This window comes from Pseudomonas sp. B22129, assembly GCF_044218875.1.
Taxonomy (GTDB): Bacteria; Pseudomonadota; Gammaproteobacteria; order Pseudomonadales; family Pseudomonadaceae; genus Aquipseudomonas.
The window spans coordinates 2,216,575-2,238,396 of the sequence record NZ_CP162592.1 but is presented as its reverse complement, the minus strand read 5'-3'; the positions used below and the strand labels follow the sequence as shown (position 1 = coordinate 2,238,396).

The following is a 21,822-nucleotide window of genomic DNA, read 5'->3' as shown; positions in this document are numbered from 1 at the left end:
CCTCATTGAAGATAAGACTCACTCCCCAATAAACAGCGTAGCCCCCGTGGCTGCACCTGCCTGGTGCCGCGACAGACGGCCTCGCCCGCGCAATCAGGGTTTCCCTCGATAGAGTGGGGTCATGTATGCTACGGCGCTTCCTGTAACTCCACTTCCCGCAGGGTTTGGGCACGGACGCGCCGCTTTCTGGTGTCGATGGACCTGAACGTTGCACCGAAGAGGATTAGGCCACCCCTATTCAGTTCAAAAGTAGCCATGCACGAACAATATCAGCCCCGTGAAATAGAAAATGCCGCCCAAACTTTCTGGGACGAGCAAAAGTCCTTTGAAGTCAGTGAACAGCCAGGCAAGGAGACTTACTACTGCCTATCGATGTTCCCTTACCCCAGCGGCAAGCTACACATGGGGCACGTGCGTAACTACACCATCGGCGACGTCATCTCCCGCTACCAGCGCATGCTCGGCAAGAACGTCCTGCAACCCATGGGTTGGGACGCCTTCGGCATGCCGGCAGAAAACGCCGCGATGAAAAACAACGTGGCCCCCGCCAAGTGGACCTACGAAAACATCGCCTACATGAAGACCCAGCTGCGCAGCCTGGGCCTGGCGGTGGACTGGTCCCGCGAAGTGACCACCTGCAAGCCGGATTACTACCGCTGGGAACAATGGCTGTTCACTCGCCTGTTCGAAAAAGGCGTGATCTACAAAAAGAGCGGCACCGTGAACTGGGACCCGCTGGACCAGACAGTTCTGGCCAACGAGCAAGTGATCGACGGTCGCGGCTGGCGCTCCGGCGCGCTGATCGAAAAGCGCGAAATCCCGATGTATTACTTCAAGATCACCGCCTACGCGGATGAGCTCTTGTCGAGCCTCGACGATTTGCCGGGCTGGCCTGAACAGGTCAAGACCATGCAACGTAACTGGATCGGCAAATCCAAAGGTATGGAAGTGCAGTTCCCGTACAACGTCGATTCGATCGGCGCAGCGGGCGCACTCAAAGTCTTCACCACCCGCCCGGATACCTTGATGGGCGCGACCTACGTCGCCGTGGCCGCCGAACACCCGCTGGCCACCCAGGCCGCACAGAACAACCCAGAGCTTTCGGCCTTCATCGCCGAATGCAAAGGCGGCAGCGTGGCCGAAGCCGACGTCGCCACCCAGGAGAAAAAGGGCCTGCCGACCGGGCTGTTTGTTGAACATCCATTGACCGGCGAGAAACTGCCGGTATGGGTCGCCAACTACGTGCTGATGCACTACGGCGATGGCGCAGTAATGGCCGTTCCGGCGCACGACGAGCGCGATTTCGAATTCGCCACCAAGTACAGCCTGCCGATCAAATCCGTGGTACGCACCAGCTCGGGTGACACTAACCCGGCCCCGTGGCAAGACGCCTACGGCGAGCACGGCGAGCTGATCAACTCCGGCGAGTTCGACGGCCTGGATTTCCAGGGCGCCTTCGACGCTATTGAAGTTGCGCTGATCAAGAAAAATCTCGGTGCCTCGCGCACCCAGTTCCGCCTGCGTGATTGGGGCATCAGCCGCCAGCGCTACTGGGGCTGCCCGATCCCGATCATCCACTGCGAAACCTGCGGTGACGTGCCGGTGCCGGAGGATCAACTGCCGGTCGTGCTGCCGGAAGACGTGGTGCCGGACGGCGCAGGCTCGCCACTGGCGCGCATGCCCGAGTTCTACGAGTGCGCTTGCCCGAAATGCGGCGCACCGGCCAAGCGTGAAACCGACACCATGGACACCTTTGTCGAGTCGTCGTGGTACTACGCCCGCTACGCCTCGCCGCACTATGAAGGTGGCCTGGTCGAAAAATCCGCAGCCGATCATTGGCTGCCGGTGGACCAGTACATCGGAGGCATCGAACACGCCATCCTTCACCTGCTGTACGCGCGCTTCTTCCACAAGCTGATGCGCGACGAAGGCCTGGTGAGTTCCGACGAGCCGTTCAAGAACCTGCTGACCCAGGGCATGGTGGTCGCCGAGACCTACTATCGCCGCGAAGCCAACGGCGCCTACACCTGGTTCAACCCGGCTGACGTCGAACTTGAGCGCGACAGCAAAGCCAAGGTCATCAGCGCCAAGCTGATCGCCGACGGCTTGCCGGTAGAAATCGGTGGCACCGAGAAGATGGCCAAGTCCAAGAACAACGGCGTCGACCCACAGTCGATGATCGATCAGTTCGGCGCCGACACGTGCCGCCTGTTCATGATGTTCGCCTCGCCGCCTGACATGAGCGCCGAATGGTCCGACTCTGGCGTTGAAGGCTCGCACCGTTTCCTCAAGCGCGTCTGGCGCCTGGCCCACGCCCATATCAGCCAGGGCCTGCCGGGCAAACTGGACGTGGCAGCCTTGAGCGACGAGCAGAAAGCCATTCGCCGCAGCACGCACCTGGCCATCCGCCAGGCCAGCCAGGACGTGGGTCAGAACCACAAGTTCAACACTGCCATCGCTCAGGTGATGACGCTGATGAACGTGCTGGAAAAAGCCCCGCAAGCGACTGAACAGGATCGTGCGCTGGTGCAGGAAGGCCTGGAAACGGTCGTGTTGCTGCTGGCGCCGATCACGCCGCACATCAGCCATGACCTGTGGAACCGCCTGGGCCACACTGGCGCGGTGATCGACGCCGGCTGGCCGGTGCAGGATGACAGCGCCCTGGTACAGGACACGCTGCAACTGGTGATTCAGGTTAACGGTAAACTGCGTGGCCAGATCGACATGCCGGCCAGCGCCAGCCGTGAAGACGTGGAAGCCGCCGCACGGGTCAACGAGAACGTGCTGCGCTTTACCGAAGGCCTGACGATCCGCAAAGTCATCGTGGTGCCTGGCAAACTGGTCAATATCGTCGCCAGCTGAATCGGATCGGGCGCAGGGCTTGAGCCCTGCGCCGAACTAAACCTTTAGGGCCTCGATAAGGCCGACATGGTTTCAAGGGGAGCAACAAAATGATCAAACGCAATTTGCTGGTGATGGGCCTCGCTGTGCTGCTGAGCGCTTGCGGCTTCCAGCTGCGCGGTACCGGCACCAACGAGCTGGCCATCAAGGAACTCGACCTCAGCGCCCGTAACGCCTATGGCGAAACCGTGGTGCAACTTCGCCAGACCCTGGAAAACAGCGGCGTGCACGTTTACACCGGCGCGACCTACAAACTGTTCCTGGCAGACGAGCAGGATACCCAGCGTAACGTCAGCTTCGCCAGCGCCGGCCGTGCATCGGACATTGAGCTGAACACCAGGCTTGTCTTCGAGTTGCGCGGCCGCGACCAGTTGCCATTGATGGGTGACAAGGTCGAAGTGCAGAAGGTCGTGAGCCACGACGGTAACAACCTGGTAGGTTCCGACTCGGAAATCACCCAGGCTCGCAAGGAAATGCGTCGCGAGCTGGTCCAGCGCATGATGACCCGTCTGCAGCAGCTGACGCCTGAAAAACTCGAAGCCCTGCAACAGACCGCTGACAACAAGGCCAAAGCCGACGCCGACGCCCTGAAAGCCGCGCAAGAGTACGAAGACAACACGCCGAAACAATCGCCTGTTGAAGTGCCAGTCGAGTAAGCCAGACGGGGCGCCCCAGGCGCCCCGTTTGCCCCGCCTATGAAACTCGCCCCCGCCCAACTCGCCAAGCACCTGCAAGGTGGCCTTGCGCCTGTCTATATCGTCAGCGGTGATGACCCGCTGCTGTGCCAGGAAGCGGCGGACGCCATTCGCAGCGCCGCGCGCCAGCAAGGCTTCGATGAACGCCAGGTATTCAGCGCTGACGCCAGTTTCGACTGGGGCACGCTGCTGCAAGCCGGTGCGAGCATGTCGCTGTTCGCTGAAAAACGCCTGTTGGAACTGCGCTTGCCTTCGGGCAAGCCCGGCGACAAGGGCGCGGCGGCGCTGATGGAATACTGTTCGCGACCTGCCGAAGACACGGTATTGCTGGTCAGCCTGCCCAAGCTCGACGGCAGCGCGCAAAAGACCAAGTGGGGCAAGGCGCTGGTGGAAGGGCCGCAAACCCAGTTCATCCAGATCTGGCCGGTGGACAGCAACCAGTTGCCGCAGTGGATTCGTCAACGGCTGTCACAATCGGGGCTGTCGGCGACGCAAGATGCCGTGGAGCTGATCGCCGCACGGGTCGAAGGCAACCTGCTTGCCGCCGCCCAGGAGATCGAAAAACTCAAGCTGATGGCCGAAGACGGGCAGATCACCGTCGAAACCGTGCAAGGCGCGGTGGCCGACAGTGCGCGTTTTGATGTGTTCGGGCTGGTGGATGCGATTCTCAATGGCGAACCTGCGCATGCGCTGCGCATGCTTGAAGGGCTGCGCGGCGAAGGCGTGGAGCCTCCGGTGATTCTCTGGGCCCTGGCCCGGGAGTTGCGAGTGCTGGCCAATATTGCCTTGCAATACAGCCAGGGCATTCCACTGGACAAAGCCTTCAGCCAAGCCAGGCCGCCCGTGTGGGACAAGCGCAAACCCCTGATGAGCAAAGCCCTGCAACGGCACTCGGCGCAACGCTGGGCGCAGCTGCTGCTGGAGGCGCAACGCATTGATGCGCAGATCAAGGGCCAGGCGGCGGGTTCGCCGTGGATGAGCTTGAGCCGTTTGTCGCTGTTGATGGCGGGTCAGCGCCTGACGCTCCCCGCTGAATAACCTCGCCCTCAAAACCACCACAACTCCAATGTGGGAGCGAGCAAGCCCGCTCCCACATTTTGATCGTGCACCTTTCCTACACCGCGCCGGGCTTTACAGCCGCGCCACTTCGGCAGATGATTTGCACCGTTCCATCCCACCTTCAGAGAGTACCCAGCATGAGCAAAAAGCCATCCAAGCATGGCCCCAACAAGGCCAAATCCATCATCGCCCAGCCACTGTTCCGCAGCCGTCAGGAACGCGCCGGCAAGGGCAAAGGCAGCTACCGCCGCGAAGCCTTCCAGTCTAATAGCTGGGAGGCTTCTTACTTTCTGGCCGCCTGAAGGCAAGCGCCCCTCCGGCATGATAAGGTCTGTACCTGATTTGTAATCCCTGGACCTGTGCATGCCCTCTAGTCTTTCCCGTCGTTGGCACTTTCGCCAATTGATCGCTGCCTCCAGCCTCATTCTGCTTGTCGCCTGCGCGGAGAAACCCACCGCCGCGGACGCTCAACCCCTGCCGAAACTGCAAACCGCACCGGCCGTCGCGCCTGCCGTGGTTGCACCTCTGGCGGTGGACAACCTTGATATCCAACCGACCCAGACCTTCGCCGAATGGCAGGCTGGCTTTCGTGTGGAAGCCCTGAAGGCCGGCATCACCGCCGCCGTCTTCGATAATGCCTTCGCCAATGTCACCCCCGACATGGCAGTGATCCGCGCCGACCGCAGCCAGCCGGAGTTTTCCCGCCCGGTGTGGGAATACCTCAACGGCGCGCTGTCGCCGGTGCGTGTGCGCAACGGCCAGGCACTGCTGATCAAATACGCCGACATCCTGCAAAGCATCGAGCAACGCTATGGCGTCGACCGCCAGGCGCTGGTCTCGGTCTGGGGCATGGAAAGCAACTTCGGCCAGTTCCAGGGCAATAATTCAGTGATCCGCTCCCTGGCGACTCTGGCCTATGAAGGCCGTCGCCCGGCATTTGCCCAGGCGCAACTGCTGGCGGCACTGCAGATCATCCAGCACGGCGATATCCAGGCTGATCAGATGAAAGGCTCCTGGGCCGGCGCCATGGGCCAGACCCAGTTCATCCCGACCACCTACAACACCCACGCCGTCGACTTCGATGGCGACGGCCGCCGCGATATCTGGAACAGCCCGGCTGACGCCCTCGCCTCCACGGCGCACTACCTGCAAAGCTCTGGCTGGCAGAAAGGCCAGCCCTGGGGCTTCGAGGTGCAGCAACTGCCGTCGAATTTCGACTACGCACTGGCCGACGGTGATGTGCGCAAAACTGTCGCTGAGTGGATGAGCCTCGGCATCCAGCTGCCGCCTGGCGCCAGCATGCCACCGAACGTCAACCAGCTCTCCGCCGCCCTGCTGCTGCCGGCCGGCTACCGTGGCCCGGCGTTCCTGGTGCTGGATAACTTCCGTGCGATCCTCAAGTACAACAACTCGTCGTCCTACGCACTGGCGGTGGGCCTGCTGTCGGAGCGGTTCGGTGGCGGTGGTGTGATTCGTGGCGATTGGCCAACGGATGAGCTGCCGCTGAGCCGTTCACAGCGCATTGACCTGCAAACGGCACTCAGCGCCAAGGGCTATGACGCGGGTAACCCCGACGGAATTATTGGTGCGAATACGCGCAAGGCGATTCGTGCGGCGCAGCAAGCGCTGGGCTGGCCGGCGGATGGGTATCCGACGGTGAAGTTGCTGGAATCGTTGCAAAACCGCTAGATCTGCTGATGGCGGCTACCGTCTTCGCGAGCAAGCCCGCTCCCACATTTAACCGAGTACATCCTTTGGAATGCGGTCGAATGTGGGAGCGGGCTTGCTCGCGAAGGCGGCTTCACAGGCAATATCTATTTAAAGACCACATCCTGCTCCAACACCAACCGCTGTTCCCCCGCATCCAGCCGTACCAGCGCGCCCATCGGCAGCGTCAGGTTCGGGTCGCAATGCCCACTGCGCCACCCCGCCAACACCGGAATAAGCAACGGTTCGAAGGTCTGTTTGAGCAGCCGCTCCAGCGCCACTTTGTCCACACCCGCCACATCCCCCACCAACACACCGGCAACCTGAGCCAGCTTGCCTGCCAGCCGCAGATGGGTCAGCAAACGGTCGATACGGTAGATCGGCTCGTTGACGTCCTCGATCAGCAGAATGATGCCCTCTGCGTCAATCTCGTACGCCGTGCCCATCACCGCCGCAATCATCGACAGGTTGCCGCCCAGCAAGCGCCCACACGCGATGCCCGGCTCGATGGTCGTCAACGGGTAGGCTACGGGGTGCGTCAGCTCACTGCCGGCGCAAAGGTCGCCACGCAGCATACTGAGCAGTGATGATTCGGTGGGTGGCTGCTTTTCGCCGAGCAGGTCAGCGCTGAGCATCGGCCCGTGGAACGTTACAAAACCCGCGTACCGGCTGATGGCAAGATGCAACGCGGTAATGTCGCTATAACCCACGAACGGCTTCGGATTGGCGCGCAACAGGTCGAAGTCCAGGCGATCGAGCAAGCGTGGCGTACCGTAGCCGCCACGCAGGCAGAAAATGGCGTCGATTTCAGGGTCGGCGAAGGCCGCGTGCAGGTCACGCAAACGCACGTCATCGCTGCCGGCGAGGTAGCCGTCGCGCTCGTAAACGCCGGGGAAGATGCGCAACTCGAAGCCACGGGCGCGCATCCATTGGCCGGCTTTTTCAATGTCCAGCGCGGCGGGGCCGGCGGGGGCGATGAGGCCGATGGTGCCTTCGCTACGGAGGGCAGGTACTGCAGCAGTCATCCACATCTCTCCTTGACTGATACAAAACGAAATGTGGGAGCGGGCTTGCTCGCGAAGGCGGAGTGTCAGTCAACTAAACAGGTGACTGAAACACCGCCTTCGCGAGCAAGCCCGCTCCCACATTGGATAAGCGGCGTTGTCCAAGCCTCTGTTACGAAACCAGGCTCGCCTTGACCAGCTTGGCCTGCTCGTCAGCGTGGTACGAGGAACGTACCAACGGGCCCGATGCCACGTTCTTGAAGCCCATCTTGTACCCTTCCTCGGCGAACCAGGCAAAGGTGTCCGGGTGCACGAAACGCTGCACCGGCAAGTGGCTGCGGGACGGTTGCAGGTACTGGCCGAGGGTCAGCATGTCGATGTCGTGCTCGCGCATGCGCTTCATGACTTCGATGACTTCTTCGTCGGTCTCGCCCAGGCCCAGCATCAAGCCGGACTTGGTCGGAATGTGCGGCATCATCTGCTTGAATTTCTGCAGCAGAGTCAGCGACCACTGGTAGTCCGAACCCGGACGCGCCGCCTTGTACAGGCGTGGCACGGTTTCCAGGTTGTGGTTGAACACATCCGGCGGCTCGGCGGCGGTGATTTCCAGCGCCACGTCCATACGGCCACGGTAGTCCGGCACGAGCGTTTCGAGCATCACGTTCGGCGACAGCTTGCGGATCTCGCGGATGCAGTCGGCAAAGTGCTGGGCGCCGCCGTCACGCAGGTCGTCGCGGTCTACCGAGGTGATCACCACGTATTTGAGTTTCAGGTCGGCGATGGCGATAGCCAGGCTTTCCGGCTCGTTGACGTCCAGTGGCTTCGGCCGGCCGTGGCCGACGTCGCAGAACGGGCAACGACGGGTGCAGATGTCACCCATGATCATGAAGGTGGCGGTGCCGCCGGAGAAGCATTCACCCAGGTTCGGGCAGGAGGCTTCTTCGCACACGCTGTGCAGCTTGTGTTTACGCAGCAGGGCCTTGATACGGTCGACTTCCGGCGAAACCGGGATGCGCACGCGGATCCAGTCAGGCTTCTTCGGCAATTCGGTGGTCGGAATGATCTTCACCGGGATGCGTGCAACTTTTTCGGCGCCGCGCAGCTTGACGCCGGCTTCCACCTTGGCACGCGGGGCCGGGGCCGGACGGTCGGTAACGTCCACCGTCGGGATCATGGTTTGCACTGCATCAGTAGTCATAATCAGTCGATTCCGCCCGTGAGGGTCGTCTGCTCAGCATAGTCGAGGTGTTTGACGAGCTGCGCGCGCAGCCGGGCACTTACCTCGGCAAATTTAATCGGTGTGGCGTGGTCGCTCAATTGAGTCATCGCCAACCCGGCATAGCCACACGGGTTGATCCGCCGAAACGGCGCCAGGTCCATGTCCACATTCAAGGCCAGGCCGTGAAAGGAACAGCCGTGGCGGATGCGCAAACCCAACGAGGCGATTTTCGCGCCGCCCACATACACACCGGGTGCATCAGGCTTGGCCGCGGCGGTCACGCCGTAACTGGCCAACAGCTCAATCAGGCAAGCCTCCATGCGGCTCACCAGGTCGCGTACGCCGAAACCCAGCTTGCGCACGTCCAGCAAGAGATACGCGACAAGCTGACCGGGGCCATGGTAAGTCACTTGGCCACCTCGGTCGACCTGCACCACCGGAATATCACCCGGCAGCAGCAAATGTTCAGCCTTGCCGGCCTGGCCCTGGGTGAACACCGGCGGGTGTTCCACCAGCCAGATTTCATCGGGGGCCGAGCTGCCGCGTTCATTGGTGAAACGCTGCATGGCATGCCAGACGGGCTCGTAGGCCATCTGGCCGAGCTCGCGAAAGCCCAGAACCTGAGACATCACAGCACCATGTGCACGAAGCCGGTGGCCCGCAGTTCGCTGTTGATGTCGTAGAGCTGGTCTTGACCGGTCGCAACGATGTGCAACTGGATCGTGGTGTATTTCCCGTTGGAGCTCAAACGTTCATCCACACGGTTGTCATTGATCGTTGCGTGCTTGCGCACGATCTCGAGAATCTTGTCCTTGTTGCCAACACCGGTATCGCTGATCACCTTGACGGGATAGTCCACGTTCGGGAATTCGATCTTTGGCGCCTTTACTTCTGCTTCTTTATCGGTCATGGCGTAACGGCCTCGTAAGCGTAAGCCGTGGCGACGGGCAAAGCCCCGTGTCGGATCAACACGGGGCTTTGCAGGTGCACACTTATCAGTTGAACAAGCTGTAGAAGAATAGACGGATGCTATCCCACACGCGGCGGAAGATACCACCTTCGTCGACGGCGTCCAGAGCGATCAGATCGGCACTGTGCACGACTTTGTCGTCCAGTTTCACTTCGACTTTACCGATGACCTGACCCTTGGCAATCGGGGCAACCAATTGCGGATTCAGGGTCATGCTGGCCGCGAGCTTTTTCAGCTGGCCTTTAGGCATGGTCAGGGTCAGGTCATCGGCCAGGCCGGCTTTGACTTGCGAGGTAGCGCCTTTCCAGACGGGTGCGGTCGCGAGCTCAGCACCCTTCTGGTAGAAGGTCTGGGTTTCGAAGAAGCGGAAGCCATAGGTCAGCAGCTTTTGCGTTTCGGCCGCACGGGCTTGTTCGCTGTTGGTGCCGAAAACCACGGCGATCAGGCGCTGGCCGTCACGTACAGCAGACGACACCATGCAGTAGCCGGCTTCTTCAGTGTGGCCGGTTTTCAGACCATCAACGGTCTTGTCGCGCCACAGCAGCAGGTTGCGGTTAGGCTGCTTGATGTTGTTCCAGTAGAACTCTTTCTGGGAGTAGATCGCGTAGTGCACCGGGTCGACACGAATGATCGCGCGCGCCAGGATCGCCATGTCGTGAGCCGAGGAGTAGTGCTCAGGGTTCGGCAGACCGGTCGGGTTCATGAAGTGGCTGTTGGTCATGCCCAGGTCAGTCACGGTTTTGTTCATCATGTCGGCGAACGCGTCTTCGCTGCCGGCGATGTGCTCGGACAGGGCCACGCTGGCGTCGTTACCGGACTGGATGATGATGCCGTGCAGCAAGTCGCTCACGGTCACTTGCGAGCCGACCTTGATGAACATCCGCGAACCGCCGGTGCGCCAGGCGTTTTCGCTGACGGTGACCGGGTCGTTCTCGCCGATCTGGCCGCGACGGATTTCCAGGGTCGCGATATACGCCGTCATCAGCTTGGTCAAGCTGGCCGGGGGCAGGCGCTGGTCACCATTGTTCTCGACCAGTACGTTGCCGCTGGCGGCATCCATGAGGACCCAGGCCTTGGCGGCCAGTTGCGGGGAAGCCGGCACCATTTCAACCGCCCAGGCGGCCGGGGTGATGATCAGCGAAAGAAGCAGGCACGTGCGTTTGGCTAAGGTGGTGATGTTCATCCGTCTCTCGAAATTGCTTATGGAAACTTGCCCTCGCGGGCAAAACTTATTCAGACAAACCGTTGCCAGCCTGTCGCGTGTTCGGTTGCCCGCTCACCCCTTGCCCCCGGGTTTTTATTGTTCAACGAGCCAACAACCAGGGCTCAGGCGAACCTGAGCCATCAATCCTTTTACTTATTCAGCGGTGACCACACTGGGTTGCCCCAGGTTGGCCAGACGCACGCTGTTCTGTACTTGCGCCACTTCACTTGGCGAACCGATCGGGCCCATGCGCACACGGTGCAGGGTCTGCTGGTTACGCACGATGGAGCTGATAAACACCGGCGCGCTGACCATGCCGCTGAGCTTGGACCTTAACAGTTCTGCCGCATCGGGGTTGGCGAAAGCGCCCACTTGCAGGTATTGCCCACCGGCCATCGAAGCACCCGGTGCTGCGTGAGGCACGACGACCGTGTCGGGTGCGTGCTGCGCCGGTGGTGGTGTCCATTGTTCGATCTTGCCAGCCGACGCGGTGACTTGCGGCTGCGGTGTTTGCGGCTCATTGAGCATCAACGGCGCCGGTTTGCCACGCTGGGCCCAATACTGCGCCGGGTCGATCCCCTCAACCTTCACGCGCGCGGTGCCGGTTTCGGCATAACCGAGCTTCTTCGCGGCGGCGTAGGACAAGTCGATGATGCGGTCCGAATAGAACGGCCCACGGTCATTGACCCGCAGGATCACCGTGCGGTTGTTGTCCAGGTTGGTCACGCGTACATAGCTGGGCAGCGGCAGGGTTTTGTGCGCGGCGCTCATGCCGTACAGGTCATACACTTCGCCGTTGGCGGTGTTCTGGCCATGGAATTTGGTGCCGTACCAGGAAGCCGTACCCGTTTGCGAGTAGGTCTTGGATTCCTGCAGCGGGAAGTAGTTTTTACCCAGCACGGTATAGGGGTTGGCCTTGTACGGGCCGGTGTGCAGGGTGGGCGTGGCGTCCGGGATCTTTGAAACATCGACGTCCCACCACGGCGCGCCGTCTTTGTGGGCGCGGTTGATGTCCAGGCCCGGCTGGGCGCGAACGATAGCACCACCCTTCTGCGCCGGTGCGCGGCTGGTGGTGGAGGAGCAACTGACAACCAGCAAGGACAACGCGGCGAACGCCACCAGCTTGAGCGGTTTATTGAACGGCGATACCCGCATTACTTGTTGCCCCGTGCTTGGACCAGCATGTCTGACAGCTGATGCACGGCCATGGCGTACATCACACTGCGGTTATAACGCGTGATTGCGTAGAAATTCTTCAGGCCCATCCAGTATTCCGGGCCGTTTTCGCCTTCCAGGCGGAACGCCGTCACCGGCATGTCGTCGCGTGGCGCATTCTGACTCGACCAGCCCAGCGCCCGCAACTCCCCGACCGTCTTGACGGGCTCGATACCCTGGGTCAGGCCTTCGTCGGCGCGATCCCCGGTGACATCGGCGCGAATCACTACAGGCTCGCCTGCAACCCAGCCGTGGCGCTTGAAGTAGCTGGCCACACTGCCGATGGCGTCGTCGGGGTTGCTCCAGATATTGATATGGCCGTCACCGTCGAAATCCACCGCGTAGGCGCGAAAACTGCTCGGCATGAACTGCGGCAAGCCCATCGCGCCGGCATAGGAGCCTTTGAGGGTCAGCGGATCGACCTGCTCTTCGCGGGCCAGCAACAGGAATTCGCGCAGTTCCTTGCGGAAGAACTCGGCGCGTGGCGGGTAATCGAAGCCCAGGGTCGACAACGCGTCGATCACCCGGTAACTGCCGGTATTGCGCCCGTAAAAGGTTTCAATGCCGATGATCGCGACAATCACCTGGGCGGGAACGCCGTATTCCTGCTCGGCGCGGGCCAGCACGGCTTCGTGCTGACGCCAGAAATCCACGCCCCGCGCCACGCGGGCGTCGGTGAGGAACATCGGGCGGTATTCTTTCCACTGTTTAACCCGCTCGGCGGGGCGTGAGATGGCGTCGAGAATCGCCTGCTTGCGCTGGGCTTCGCGGAACACGCCCATCAGTTGCTCACCGGCAAAACCGTAGTCGCGGGTCATCTCACCGACAAATTCGGCGACCTGAGGTGAGCCATCGTAGTCACCGGCCTGCACCTCCTGCGTTGCGCCCAAGAGCCCGATCAGGCCCATCCAGGACGCGTGCCGAGTCGCCCAGCCGCGCATTACTTGCATTGACATCTTCACCTTATTCAAACCTGTGCGATCCATTTGCGATGCGTATGAATCGACATCAAAACCCCAAACGCTGACAGCAATGTCACCAGCGAAGTTCCGCCGTAGCTAATGAAAGGCAACGGCACCCCAACCACCGGCAACAGGCCACTGACCATACCGATGTTGACGAAAACGTAAACAAAAAACGTCATGGTCAGGCTGCCGGCAAGCAACTTGCCGAACAGCGTCTGAGCCTGGGCGGTGATCACCAAGCCGCGACCGATCAACAGCACATAGATCAACAACAAGGCGCAGATGCCCACCAGGCCGAACTCTTCGCCCAATACCGCAATGATGAAGTCGGTGTGGCTCTCCGGCAAAAAGTCCAAATGCGACTGGGTGCCCAGTAACCAACCCTTGCCAAATACGCCACCGGAACCGATGGCGGCCTTGGACTGGATGATGTTCCAGCCGGTGCCCAACGGGTCGCTTTCCGGGTCGAGGAACGTCAGGATCCGCTGCTTCTGGTAGTCGTGCATAAAGAAGAACCACATCGCCACCGCCACCGGGATCGCGGCCGCCAGCACGCTGAGGATCCAGCGCCAGCGCAGCCCGCCCATGAACAGCACGAACGCGCCGCCGGCGAGGATCAGCAGCGAGGTGCCGAGGTCGGGCTGGCGCACGATCAGGATAAACGGCACGCCAATCAGGAGCAGGCTGACCCCCACGTGCTTGAGCTGCGGTGGCAAGGTGCGCTTGGACAGGTACCAGGCGATGGTCGCCGGCATCAGGATCTTGAGAAATTCCGAGGGCTGGAAGCGAATCACCCCCGGAATGTTGATCCAGCGCGTCGCGCCCATGGCGTTGTGGCCCATCACGTCCACCACCACCAGCAGCAACACCCCGACCACATAACCCAAGGGTACCCAGCGCGCCATGAAGCGCGGCTCCAGCTGGGCGATCACCACCATCGACAACAGCCCCAAACCGAACGAGGACGCTTGCTTGATCAGCAGGTCCCAGTTCTTGCCGCTGGCCGAATACAGTACAAACAGGCTGCCCGCCGCGAGGGTCAGCAGCAGGATCAGCAACGGGCCATCAATGTGCATGCGTTGCAGCAACGTCGCGCGGCGACGCATCACATCCTCGCTGGAGAGGATGCGGTCAAAATTACTCTTCACGGGCCGTGACCTCGGTGTTTGAAGGGGGGCCGCCATATTCGGGCTTGAGCCTGCCGTCGTCGGCCAACAGCCAGGCGTCCATGATCTGACGCACCACGGGCGCCGCCACGCCGGAGCCGGACTCACCGTTCTCGACCATCACCGCCACCACGATTTTCGGGGCGTCCGCCGGGGCGAAGCCAACAAACAAGGCGTGGTCGCGATGGCGCTCCTGAACTTTGGAGCGGTCATATTTCTCGCCCTGCTTGATCGCGACCACTTGAGCGGTACCGCTCTTGCCGGCGATCCGGTATTGCGCACCCACCGCCGCCTTGCGCGCGGTGCCTCGGGCGCCGTGCATCACTTGTTGCATGCCGTGGTTAACCTTGGTCCAGTCGGACGGGTCGCGCAGCACGATGTCGGGAATCGGGTTGTCATCCACCGGCTTTTCGCCTTCGATGGTCTTGGCCAGGTGCGGGCGGTTCCAGATGCCTTTGTTGGCCACCAGTGCCGTGGCCTGGGCCAGTTGCAGCGGTGTGGCCTGCATGTAGCCCTGGCCGATGCCGAGAATCAGGGTTTCACCCGGGAACCACGCCTGCCGGCGGGTCGCGCGCTTCCACTCCCGCGAGGGCATCAGGCCGGGAGATTCTTCGAACATGTCCAGGGAGACTTTCTGGCCGAGGCCGAACTTGCCCATATAGGCAGAGAGGCGATCGATCCCCAGCTTGTGGGCCAAGTCGTAAAAATAGGTGTCGTTGGAGCGCATGATGGCAGTGTCCAAATCGACATAGCCGTCACCGGTGCGGTTCCAGTTACGGTATTTGTGATCGTAGTTGGGCAGCATGTAGTAGCCCGGGTCGAACACACGGCTGGAGGCCGTGACCACACCGGAATCCAGGCCCGCAATCGCCACCGCCGGTTTGATCGTCGAACCGGGCGGATACAGCCCGCGCAGCACGCGGTTGAACAGTGGCCGGTCAATGGAATCACGCAACTCGGCGTAAGCCTTGAAGCTGATACCGGTCACGAACAGGTTGGGGTCGAAGCTTGGCTGGCTGACCATCGCCAGCACTTCGCCGGTGGTCGGGTCCAGCGCTACCACGGCCCCACGGCGCCCACCCAAGGCCATCTCGGCAGCTTCCTGCAGCTTGATGTCCAGGCTGAGCACAATGTCCTTGCCCGGCACCGGGTCGGTACGCTTGAGCACCCGCAGCACACGGCCGCGGGCGTTGGTCTCGACTTCTTCGTAACCCACCTGGCCATGCAGCTCGGGCTCGTAGAAACGCTCAATGCCGGTTTTGCCGATATGGTGGGTGCCGCTGTAATTCACCGGATCGAGGGTTTTCAGCTCTTTCTCGTTGATCCGCCCCATGTAACCCACGGAGTGCGCAAAGTGCGGCCCTTGCGGGTAATGCCGCACCAACTGCGCCACCACTTCCACACCGGGCAGACGGAACTGGTTCACGGCGATCCGGGCGATCTGCTCTTCGGTCAGCTCAAACAGGATCGGCACCGGCTCGAACGGCCGGCGCCCCTGTTTCATGCGCTTTTCAAAGATCACCCGGTCTTCCGGGGTCAGCTGCAGCACCTCGACGATCACATCGAGGATCTGCTGCCAATCGCCGGAGCGCTCGCGGGTCATGCTCAGGCTGAAGCTGGGCCGGTTGTCCGCGACCACCACGCCATTGCGGTCGAAAATCAGCCCACGGGTCGGCGGAATCGGCTGCACATGCACCCGGTTGTTTTCCGACAACGTGGAGTGATAGTCGTACTGGATCACCTGCAGGAAATACAGGCGCGCGATCAGCACGCCGACCAGCCCCACCACCAAAAACGCGCCGAACACGACCCGCGCGCGTACCAGACGTGCGTCTTTTTCGTGGTCCTTGATGCGGATCGGCTGAGTCATCGGGAGGGGCGCAGATTATTTGTGGTAAGGGTGCCCGGACAGAACTGTCCAGGCGCGATACAGCTGTTCACCGATCAGAATCCTTACCAACGGGTGCGGCAGCGTCAGCGCCGACAGCGACCAGCGCTGGTCCGCCCGCGCACAGACTTCCGGCGCCAGCCCTTCGGGGCCACCGACCATAAAGTTGACCGTGCGCGAATCCAGGCGCCAGCGATCCAGTTCCACCGCCAGCTGCTCGGTGCTCCAGGGTTTGCCGTGCACTTCAAGGGTGACGATGCGCTCGTTGGGGCCGACCTTGGCCAGCATGGCTTCGCCTTCCTGGCGAATGAAGCGCGCCACGTCGGCATTCTTGCCCCGGGTGTTGAGCGGTATTTCCACCAGTTCCAGCGACAGCTCAGCGGGCAGACGCTTGGCATACTCGTGCCAGCCTTCTTCCACCCACTTGGGCATGCGTGAACCGACAGCGATCAGACGCAGGCGCACAGCCGTTCCTTATTCCTGGTCTTTGTTCAGCTTGTCGAAGTGCGCGTGGCCCACTTCCGGGCTGTGGTGCTTGCCATCGGCGGCACGGCTCTGCTCGGCGCCTTTCCAGAGACGCTCCAGGTCGTAGAACTGGCGAGCGTTGGAAGTCATCATGTGAACGATCACGTCGTCCATGTCCAGCAGCACCCAGTCGCTGTCGCCCTTGCCTTCTTCACCCAGCGGCTTGACGCCTTGGGCTTTGACGGCTTCGCGGACTTTGTCCAGCATCGCGCCGATCTGACGGTTCGAGGTACCGGTGGCGATGATCATGTAATCGGTGATGCTCTGCTTGTCGCGCACGTCCAGCACCTGGATGTCCTGGGCTTTAACGTCTTCCAGGGCAGCCACGGCCACTTTTACCAGCTCTTCGCCCGCCAGCTCAGGGCCAACGTGGGCTTCTACCGGCAGCGGGGCGCTTTTGAAGGTGCCTTTACGCTTAACTTTGCTTACGTCTTTGTTCGTCATATAAAACTCGTTTTGCTCGTATGTTCGGGCGCTCGCTGCACGACGGTGCGTAGCGTCAAGCGCGCCTTTTCAGTTCGACGCACGGTAAAGCCCGTGCGCATCGATGTAGGCCAGGACCGCGTCAGGCACCAGGAAACGTACCGACTTACCGCTGGCCAGCAGTTGACGGATCTGGGTGGCGGACACCGCAAGCGGGGTCTGCCAGACGAATGCAATATTCCCGTTCGGCCCGGTCAGGGCCAAGGGGTCACTTACCGACCGCGCGGCCAGCAGGTTGCGCAAGGCATCCGGCGGTTCGCTGTCGGCATCCGGGCGTTGCAAAACCAGGATGTGGCAATGCTGGAGGAGTTCCTCCCAGCGATGCCAAGAGGGCAGGCCGCAAAATGCGTCCCAGCCCAAAAGCAGAAACAACTGGTCATCTGCGGCCATTTCAGCGCGCATCACTTCCAGGGTATCGACAGTGTAGGACGGTTTATCACGCTTGAGCTCGTGGTCGTCCACCACCAACGGCGCTATGCCATCAACGGCCAGGCGCACCATTTCCAGGCGTTGCTGCGCTGACACCTGTGGCGTATCGCGGTGTGGCGGCCGTGCGTTGGGCATCACGCGCAGCTCATCCAGCGCGAGGGCATCCGCGACTTCCAGGGCACTGCGCAAATGGCCGATGTGCACGGGGTCGAAGGTACCGCCGAGCAGCCCGATGCGTTTACCCATCAAGTGCGCACATGGCCATCGCCGAACACCACGTACTTCTCGCTGGTCAGACCTTCCAGGCCAACCGGGCCGCGTGCGTGGAGCTTGTCGGTGGAGATACCGATCTCCGCCCCCAGGCCGTATTCGAAGCCGTCGGCAAAACGCGTCGAGGCGTTGATCATCACCGAAGCGGAATCCACTTCGTTGAGGAAACGCCGTGCATCGCTGAAATGCTCGGAGACAATGGCGTCGGTATGCTTGGAGCCGTAGGTGTTGATGTGTTCGATGGCCTCATCCAGGTCGTCGACAATCTTGATCGACAGGATCGGTGCCGTGTATTCGGTGTACCAGTCCAGCTCGGTCGCTTCGATCACGTCCGCGCCCAGCAACGCACGGGTACGCGCGCAACCGCGCAGCTCCACGCCCTTGTCGCGGTAGATGGCAGCCAGCGGCGGCAACACGCGCTCGGCAATGCCGGCGTGCACCAGCAGGGTTTCCATGGTGTTGCACGGGGCGTAACGGTGGGTCTTGGCGTTGTCGGCGATGCGGATCGCCTTGTCGATGTCGGCGGCGATGTCGATGTACACGTGGCAGACGCCATCCAGGTGCTTGATGACCGGCACCTTGGCATCGCGGCTGACCCGTTCGATCAGGCTTTTGCCCCCGCGAGGCACGATCACGTCGACGAACTCCGGCATGGTGATCAGCGCGCCCACGGCGGCGCGGTCGGTGGTTTCCACCACTTGCACCACTTCGGCGGGCAACTCGGCCACGGCCAGGCCCTGCTGGATGCACGCGGCGATGGCACGGTTGGAATTGATCGCCTCGGAACCGCCACGCAGGATGGTGGCGTTGCCCGACTTGAGGCACAGGCTCGCGGCGTCGATGGTCACGTTAGGACGCGACTCATAAATGATGCCGATCACGCCCAGGGGCACGCGCATCTTGCCAACTTGAATGCCGGACGGCAGGTACCGCATGTCGCGGATTTCACCGATGGGGTCAGGCAGCTTGGCCACCTGACGCAGGCCTTCGATCATGTCGTCGATACGTGCCGGGGTCAGCGCCAGGCGGTCCAGCAGTGCCGGCTCCAGGCCATTGGCGCGGCCGTTGGCCAGGTCTTGCTCGTTGGCGGCGGTGAGCTCGGAGCGCGAAGCATCCAGAGCGTCAGCGGCGGCCAGCAGGGCGCGGTTCTTCTGCGCAGTGCTCGCACGGGCGATCAACCGCGAGGCCTGACGGGCAGCGCGACCCAGGCGGGTCATGTAGTCAAGAACGGACTCAGTCATGGTCAGGGAGTCTTGGCAGGGAGGAAAGCGGCAGATTATAGCTGTGACGCCGCCCGACTGACAGCGGTGAGGGGCGGATGGTCGAAATGAACTGTAAAAACCCGGCCTTCAGCGGTAATTAAGGTGGGAGTTGTTATTATTCCGTCACATTTAGCCGTATTAACCCTGATCGCCATGTCCAGTTTTGCCCCGAACCTGCCCGCCAGCGCCCTGCCCGACAGCTTCTTCGACCGTGACGCGCAAGTTCTTGCGCGCGAGTTGCTCGGAAAAGTCATTCGCCATCGCGTCGGCGAAATCTGGCTTTCGGCGCGAATTATTGAAACCGAAGCCTATTACGTGGCCGAAAAAGGCAGCCATGCCTCACTCGGCTACACAGAAAAGCGTAAGGCTTTGTTTCTGGATGGCGGCCACATATACATGTATTACGCCCGCGGCGGCGATTCACTGAACTTCAGTGCCCAGGGCCCGGGCAATGCCGTGCTGATCAAATCTGCGTATCCGTGGGTAGACCAGCTGTCCGGGCCGGCCAGCCTGGCGCAGATGCTGCTGAATAATCCAGATGCCAATGGCAGCCCGCGCCGCGCCCAGAAACTCTGCGCGGGCCAGACCCTGCTGTGCAAGGCGCTGGGCTTGAAGGTGCCGATGTGGGACGCCAAGCGTTTCGACCAGGAGCTGCTTTACGTCGAAGACGTGGGCCAGACACCTGCGCAAATCATTCAAACCACCCGTTTGGGCATCCCCAACGGGCGTGATGAACACTTGATGTACCGCTTCGTGGAGGCGGGTTATGCGCCGTATTGCACCCGGAACCCGCTGCGCCGGGGCCAGGTCGAAGGCCGCGATTACTTTTTAATTGATTGAACACAAAAACCGGCAGCACAGCAGATCCCCTGTGGGAGCTGGCTTGCCTGCTCCCACAGTTTGATCTCCAGTGTTTGGGGTTATGGATTACAGAGAGGGAGTTGAGTGTATGAGCCAATGGCTCGATAGCATTACCGGTTGGCTGACCCTGAACCCCGAATGGCTGGCAGTGGCGGTATTTGTCGTCGCGTGCGTGGAGTGCCTGGCGATTGCCGGGCTGATCGTGCCGGGCACGGTGTTGCTGTTTGCGATTGCTGCGCTCGCGGGCAGTGGCGCGCTGTCCCTGAGCGAAACCTTGTTGCTGGGCTTCGTGGGGGGATTGGTCGGTGACGGAGTGTCCTACTTCCTGGGCCGACATTTCCATCAGGGAATCCGGCGTTTACCGGGCCTGCGTCACCATCCCGAATGGATGAACGGCGCAGAAACCTACTTCCACAAGTACGGTATCGCCAGCCTGTTGGTTGGACGCTTCATCGGCCCGCTGCGCCCCATGCTACCGATGGTGGCCGGGATGTGCGACATGCCCTTCCCTCGCTTCGCCGCCGTCAGCATCGTGGCAGCGGCCGGTTGGTCGGTGGCCTATTTGCTGCCGGGCTGGGCGACCGGTGCCGCCTTCCGCCTGCCCTTACCGGAAGGTTTCTGGCCGGAAGCGGCAATCGTCGCGGCCTGTTTGGCGGTATTGCTCGGATTGAGTTTGAACAGCAGCCTGCGCGGCCATCGTCGCGCCACCTTGTGGATTGGCTGCGCCAGCTTGACGCTGCTGATCGCGCTGTTTATCGGCTATCACTCCCTGAATGACTTTGACACAGGCCTGAGCGCGCTGGTGCAAGAGCACCGCAGCCCGTGGCTGGATGAAGTGATGGTGCGCGTCACGCAATTGGGCGAATTCAAGAAGATGTTTTTCGCCAGCGCTGTGTTTACTGGCTTGCTGTTACTGGCGCGGCAATGGCAGCACGCGGTGTTTGTTGGCGCCACGCTGGCAGGCGCTGCGTTGATCAACACCGGGACCAAGCTGTTTTTCGCCCGTGGCCGCCCGGAGATTCTCACAGACCCGCTGACCAGTTTCAGCATGCCCAGCGGCCACGCGTCCGGTGCCTTTGCGTTTTTCCTGGCGCTGGCGGTGCTGGCGGGTCGCGGCCAACCTACCCGGTTGCGCCTGACCTGGATGCTGATGGGCTGCATTCCGGCGGCCTTCATCGCCCTGTCGCGGGTCTACCTCGGCGCCCACTGGCCAACGGACATCCTGGCCGGCACGCTGCTGGCGATGACGGTGTGTGCCTTCAGCTTGACCGTCATCCAGTACCGCACGCCGTTGCCGGCCATGTCGCAAAAAACCTGGTGGTTGCTGCTGCCGGCGCTGGTCGCGGTGCTGAGCTTTATCGCCCTCACCGGCACTTCCCATGCATTGCTGCGCTACGCCTATTAAGTGAACAGTTCGCCCTGCAACTCGTCGAGCAACATCTGGATCGCGTCCAGCCGCTGTTGCGGATCGTCGAGTTGCAGCAGGTCGATCTTGTCGGCCTCGGTGAACGGCAGCAGGTAGGCCAACTGATTGCCCAGCGCTTGCTGGCCATCGGCGTGGGTGCCCATGTCCAGCGAGGCGACCATCGGGTGTTCGGCCAGTGCGTGAAGCAAGGCCAGCAGGTCGGCGTCCTCGTCTTCCAGCGCCTGGTCCGGCAGTTCCTCCAGCCATTGCACGTCGGCCACCAGCAATTGGTCTTTCTGCACCCCGGCGTCGCGTACGCGAAAACGCCGCCCACCTTCGACGCGAATCCCCAGCAGGCCGTTGTCTTGCTGCTTGAAGTCGCGGATCAGCGCTTCACAGCCGATCAGCGCGTAGCCGTCCGGCGCCATGCCGACCTCCTTGCCATCGAGGATGCACACCACGCCGAAGCTTTCGCCCTTTTTCATGCAGCGGCTGATCATGTCCAGGTAGCGCGCCTCGAACAGTTGCAAGTCGAGGGTGCAGCCGGGGAACAGCACGGTATTGAGCGGGAACAGCGCCAGACTCATATAAGGT

Annotated in this window: 21 protein-coding genes; 7 read left to right on the top strand and 14 right to left on the bottom strand. The window is 61.6% G+C overall.

What is annotated here, in order from left to right; genetic code table 11:
• The first annotated feature begins 255 nt into the window (after positions 1 to 255).
• From leuS to AB4P94_RS10190, 5 genes are all read left to right on the top strand, one after another.
• Positions 256 to 2,862, top strand: coding sequence for a leucine--tRNA ligase (leuS, locus tag AB4P94_RS10210; protein WP_395610412.1), 2,607 nt, complete (start codon positions 256 to 258; stop codon positions 2,860 to 2,862).
• An 89-nt stretch (positions 2,863 to 2,951) separates the two neighbouring features.
• Positions 2,952 to 3,557, top strand: a complete 606-nt coding sequence (lptE, locus tag AB4P94_RS10205) for an LPS assembly lipoprotein LptE (RefSeq protein WP_395610411.1) — start codon at positions 2,952 to 2,954, stop codon at positions 3,555 to 3,557.
• 39 nt (positions 3,558 to 3,596) lie between these two features.
• Positions 3,597 to 4,634 (top strand): DNA polymerase III subunit delta, encoded by a 1,038-nt coding sequence (gene holA, locus AB4P94_RS10200; protein ID WP_395610410.1) that lies wholly within the window; start codon positions 3,597 to 3,599, stop codon positions 4,632 to 4,634.
• A gap of 158 nt (positions 4,635 to 4,792) precedes the next feature.
• Positions 4,793 to 4,957 carry an alternative ribosome rescue factor ArfA gene (gene arfA / locus AB4P94_RS10195; RefSeq protein ID WP_003176285.1) on the top strand — a complete coding sequence of 55 codons (165 nt, stop codon included), beginning with the start codon at positions 4,793 to 4,795 and terminating at the stop codon, positions 4,955 to 4,957.
• A gap of 61 nt (positions 4,958 to 5,018) precedes the next feature.
• Positions 5,019 to 6,344, top strand: coding sequence for a lytic murein transglycosylase (locus AB4P94_RS10190; RefSeq protein WP_395610409.1), 1,326 nt, complete (start codon positions 5,019 to 5,021; stop codon positions 6,342 to 6,344).
• A gap of 125 nt (positions 6,345 to 6,469) precedes the next feature.
• On the opposite strand, the gene AB4P94_RS10185 is transcribed toward AB4P94_RS10190, so the two are convergent.
• From AB4P94_RS10185 to AB4P94_RS10125, 13 genes are all read right to left on the bottom strand, one after another.
• Positions 6,470 to 7,387: an LD-carboxypeptidase gene (locus AB4P94_RS10185; RefSeq protein ID WP_395610408.1), complete on the bottom strand. Its 918-nt coding sequence runs from the start codon at positions 7,385 to 7,387 to the stop codon at positions 6,470 to 6,472.
• Between the two features lie 151 nt (positions 7,388 to 7,538).
• On the bottom strand, positions 7,539 to 8,540 hold the full coding sequence (lipA, locus tag AB4P94_RS10180) for a lipoyl synthase (RefSeq protein WP_162493887.1): 1,002 nt from the start codon (positions 8,538 to 8,540) through the stop codon (positions 7,539 to 7,541).
• 26 nt (positions 8,541 to 8,566) lie between these two features.
• Positions 8,567 to 9,214: a lipoyl(octanoyl) transferase LipB gene (gene lipB / locus AB4P94_RS10175; RefSeq protein WP_395610407.1), complete on the bottom strand. Its 648-nt coding sequence runs from the start codon at positions 9,212 to 9,214 to the stop codon at positions 8,567 to 8,569.
• On the bottom strand, positions 9,214 to 9,495 hold the full coding sequence (locus AB4P94_RS10170; RefSeq protein WP_197626668.1) for a DUF493 domain-containing protein: 282 nt from the start codon (positions 9,493 to 9,495) through the stop codon (positions 9,214 to 9,216). The genes lipB and AB4P94_RS10170 overlap by 1 nt, the downstream gene beginning before the upstream one ends.
• A gap of 85 nt (positions 9,496 to 9,580) precedes the next feature.
• Positions 9,581 to 10,738, bottom strand: coding sequence for a D-alanyl-D-alanine carboxypeptidase family protein (locus tag AB4P94_RS10165; RefSeq protein WP_395610406.1), 1,158 nt, complete (start codon positions 10,736 to 10,738; stop codon positions 9,581 to 9,583).
• Between the two features lie 174 nt (positions 10,739 to 10,912).
• Entirely contained in the window at positions 10,913 to 11,914 is a 1,002-nt protein-coding gene (locus tag AB4P94_RS10160; protein ID WP_395610405.1) for a septal ring lytic transglycosylase RlpA family protein, read from the bottom strand.
• Entirely contained in the window at positions 11,914 to 12,924 is a 1,011-nt protein-coding gene (gene mltB / locus AB4P94_RS10155; protein WP_395610404.1) for a lytic murein transglycosylase B, read from the bottom strand. Before mltB ends, AB4P94_RS10160 begins: the two co-directional genes overlap by 1 nt.
• A 17-nt stretch (positions 12,925 to 12,941) precedes the next feature.
• A complete protein-coding gene (rodA, locus tag AB4P94_RS10150) occupies positions 12,942 to 14,045 on the bottom strand; it encodes a rod shape-determining protein RodA (RefSeq protein WP_016973917.1) in 1,104 nt (367 codons plus the stop codon).
• Positions 14,046 to 14,076: 31 nt separating this feature from the next.
• Positions 14,077 to 15,975 carry a penicillin-binding protein 2 gene (gene mrdA, locus AB4P94_RS10145; RefSeq protein ID WP_395610403.1) on the bottom strand — a complete coding sequence of 633 codons (1,899 nt, stop codon included), beginning with the start codon at positions 15,973 to 15,975 and terminating at the stop codon, positions 14,077 to 14,079.
• A gap of 15 nt (positions 15,976 to 15,990) precedes the next feature.
• On the bottom strand, positions 15,991 to 16,458 hold the full coding sequence (gene rlmH / locus AB4P94_RS10140; RefSeq protein WP_003176297.1) for a 23S rRNA (pseudouridine(1915)-N(3))-methyltransferase RlmH: 468 nt from the start codon (positions 16,456 to 16,458) through the stop codon (positions 15,991 to 15,993).
• Positions 16,459 to 16,467: 9 nt separating this feature from the next.
• A complete protein-coding gene (gene rsfS, locus AB4P94_RS10135) occupies positions 16,468 to 16,962 on the bottom strand; it encodes a ribosome silencing factor (RefSeq protein WP_003237041.1) in 495 nt (164 codons plus the stop codon).
• A 69-nt stretch (positions 16,963 to 17,031) separates the two neighbouring features.
• Positions 17,032 to 17,676, bottom strand: coding sequence for a nicotinate-nucleotide adenylyltransferase (gene nadD, locus AB4P94_RS10130; RefSeq protein ID WP_016973919.1), 645 nt, complete (start codon positions 17,674 to 17,676; stop codon positions 17,032 to 17,034).
• Complete coding sequence (locus AB4P94_RS10125) at positions 17,676 to 18,941, bottom strand: glutamate-5-semialdehyde dehydrogenase (protein WP_395610402.1); 1,266 nt, start codon at positions 18,939 to 18,941, stop codon at positions 17,676 to 17,678. Before AB4P94_RS10125 ends, nadD begins: the two co-directional genes overlap by 1 nt.
• Positions 18,942 to 19,115: 174 nt before the next feature.
• On the opposite strand from AB4P94_RS10125, the gene AB4P94_RS10120 reads away from it, so the two are divergent.
• Positions 19,116 to 19,802, top strand: a complete 687-nt coding sequence (locus AB4P94_RS10120; RefSeq protein WP_395610401.1) for a DNA-3-methyladenine glycosylase — start codon at positions 19,116 to 19,118, stop codon at positions 19,800 to 19,802.
• A gap of 109 nt (positions 19,803 to 19,911) precedes the next feature.
• A complete protein-coding gene (locus AB4P94_RS10115; protein WP_395610400.1) occupies positions 19,912 to 21,228 on the top strand; it encodes a bifunctional DedA family/phosphatase PAP2 family protein in 1,317 nt (438 codons plus the stop codon).
• Here AB4P94_RS10115 and AB4P94_RS10110 read toward each other — a convergent pair.
• A complete protein-coding gene (locus tag AB4P94_RS10110) occupies positions 21,225 to 21,815 on the bottom strand; it encodes an LON peptidase substrate-binding domain-containing protein (RefSeq protein WP_395610399.1) in 591 nt (196 codons plus the stop codon). The genes AB4P94_RS10115 and AB4P94_RS10110 overlap by 4 nt on opposite strands.
• Positions 21,816 to 21,822 lie beyond the last annotated feature (7 nt).

Bases quoted from the DNA above. Each gene is read 5' to 3' on its own strand.
- AB4P94_RS10185 (WP_395610408.1), bottom strand. From the start codon at position 7,387: ATGACTGCTGCAGTACCTGCCCTCCGTAGCGAAGGCACCATCGGCCTC.
- leuS (WP_395610412.1), top strand. From the start codon at position 256: ATGCACGAACAATATCAGCCCCGTGAAATAGAAAATGCCGCCCAAACT.
- holA (WP_395610410.1), top strand. From the start codon at position 3,597: ATGAAACTCGCCCCCGCCCAACTCGCCAAGCACCTGCAAGGTGGCCTT.
- rsfS (WP_003237041.1), bottom strand. From the start codon at position 16,962: ATGACGAACAAAGACGTAAGCAAAGTTAAGCGTAAAGGCACCTTCAAA.
- mrdA (WP_395610403.1), bottom strand. From the start codon at position 15,975: ATGACTCAGCCGATCCGCATCAAGGACCACGAAAAAGACGCACGTCTG.
- AB4P94_RS10125 (WP_395610402.1), bottom strand. From the start codon at position 18,941: ATGACTGAGTCCGTTCTTGACTACATGACCCGCCTGGGTCGCGCTGCC.
- AB4P94_RS10110 (WP_395610399.1), bottom strand. From the start codon at position 21,815: ATGAGTCTGGCGCTGTTCCCGCTCAATACCGTGCTGTTCCCCGGCTGC.
- lipB (WP_395610407.1), bottom strand. From the start codon at position 9,214: ATGTCTCAGGTTCTGGGCTTTCGCGAGCTCGGCCAGATGGCCTACGAG.
- AB4P94_RS10120 (WP_395610401.1), top strand. From the start codon at position 19,116: ATGTCCAGTTTTGCCCCGAACCTGCCCGCCAGCGCCCTGCCCGACAGC.
- AB4P94_RS10160 (WP_395610405.1), bottom strand. From the start codon at position 11,914: ATGCGGGTATCGCCGTTCAATAAACCGCTCAAGCTGGTGGCGTTCGCC.
- lptE (WP_395610411.1), top strand. From the start codon at position 2,952: ATGATCAAACGCAATTTGCTGGTGATGGGCCTCGCTGTGCTGCTGAGC.
- lipA (WP_162493887.1), bottom strand. From the start codon at position 8,540: ATGATCCCGACGGTGGACGTTACCGACCGTCCGGCCCCGGCCCCGCGT.
- rodA (WP_016973917.1), bottom strand. From the start codon at position 14,045: ATGCGTCGCCGCGCGACGTTGCTGCAACGCATGCACATTGATGGCCCG.
- AB4P94_RS10165 (WP_395610406.1), bottom strand. From the start codon at position 10,738: ATGAACATCACCACCTTAGCCAAACGCACGTGCCTGCTTCTTTCGCTG.
- AB4P94_RS10190 (WP_395610409.1), top strand. From the start codon at position 5,019: ATGCCCTCTAGTCTTTCCCGTCGTTGGCACTTTCGCCAATTGATCGCT.
- AB4P94_RS10115 (WP_395610400.1), top strand. From the start codon at position 19,912: ATGAGCCAATGGCTCGATAGCATTACCGGTTGGCTGACCCTGAACCCC.
- nadD (WP_016973919.1), bottom strand. From the start codon at position 17,676: ATGGGTAAACGCATCGGGCTGCTCGGCGGTACCTTCGACCCCGTGCAC.
- AB4P94_RS10170 (WP_197626668.1), bottom strand. From the start codon at position 9,495: ATGACCGATAAAGAAGCAGAAGTAAAGGCGCCAAAGATCGAATTCCCG.
- mltB (WP_395610404.1), bottom strand. From the start codon at position 12,924: ATGCAAGTAATGCGCGGCTGGGCGACTCGGCACGCGTCCTGGATGGGC.
- arfA (WP_003176285.1), top strand. From the start codon at position 4,793: ATGAGCAAAAAGCCATCCAAGCATGGCCCCAACAAGGCCAAATCCATC.